The sequence below is a fragment of the Burkholderia sp. Bp9016 genome, from assembly GCF_003857765.1.
GTDB lineage: Bacteria > Pseudomonadota > Gammaproteobacteria > Burkholderiales > Burkholderiaceae > Burkholderia.
The window spans coordinates 1-978 of record NZ_QTPY01000084.1 but is presented as its reverse complement, the minus strand read 5'-3'; the positions used below and the strand labels follow the sequence as shown (position 1 = coordinate 978).

Genomic DNA, 978 nt, shown 5'->3' with positions numbered 1-978 from the left:
CAGATCGCCGACGAGACCGTAATCGGCCACGCTGAAGATCGGCGCCTCCGGATCCTTGTTGATCGCGACGATCACCTTCGAATCCTTCATGCCGGCCAGGTGCTGGATCGCACCCGAGATGCCCACCGCGATGTACAGCTGCGGCGCGACGATCTTGCCGGTCTGGCCGACCTGATAGTCGTTCGGCACGTAGCCTGCATCCACTGCCGCGCGCGATGCGCCGAGTGCCGCCGACAGCTTGTCCGCCAGCGGCTCCAGCACCTTCGTGTAGTTTTCACCGCTGCCCAGACCGCGGCCGCCCGACACGATGATGCTTGCCGACGTCAGCTCCGGACGGTCCAGCTTCGTCACCTCACGGCTCACGAATTGCGACTTGCCTGCGTCGGCTGCCGCTTCGATCTTCTCGACCGATGCGCTGCCGCCTTCCGCGGCTACCGGATCGAAACCCGTCGCACGCACCGTGATGACCTTGATCGGGTCGCTCGACTGCACCGTCGCGATCGCGTTGCCCGCGTAGATCGGGCGCTCGAACGTATCGGCCGAGTCCACTGCCGTGATGTCCGAGATCTGCGCGACATCCAGCTTCGCGGCGATGCGCGGCGCGATGTTCTTGCCGTACGCGGTCGCCGGCGCGAGGATGTGCGAGTAATCCTTCGCGATGTTCAGCGCGGTCGCCTCGACGTTTTCCGCCAGGCCCGCTTCGAGTTGCGGCGCGTCGGCCAGGAGTACCTTCGATACGCCCGCAATCTTCGACGCCGCATCGGCCGCGCCCTGCGCGTTGTGGCCCGCGACCAGCACGTGAATGTCGCCGCCGATCTTCGCCGCCGCCGCCACCGCGTTCAGCGTCGCGGCCTTGATCGACGCGTTGTCGTGTTCTGCAATCACCAGAATCGTCATTTCTTTGCGCTCCCTCTTACAGCACCTTGGCTTCGGTCTTCAGCTTCTCGACCAGCGTCTTCACGTCCGGCACCTTCACGC

Annotated in this window: 1 protein-coding gene; it reads right to left on the bottom strand. The window is 65.1% G+C overall.

The window, feature by feature from the left end; all coding sequences use genetic code 11:
* The coding region (locus DIE13_RS32530; protein ID WP_148094099.1) for an electron transfer flavoprotein subunit alpha/FixB family protein at nucleotides 1-897 on the bottom strand (897 nt) is incomplete at its 3' end.
* Nucleotides 898-978 lie beyond the last annotated feature (81 nt).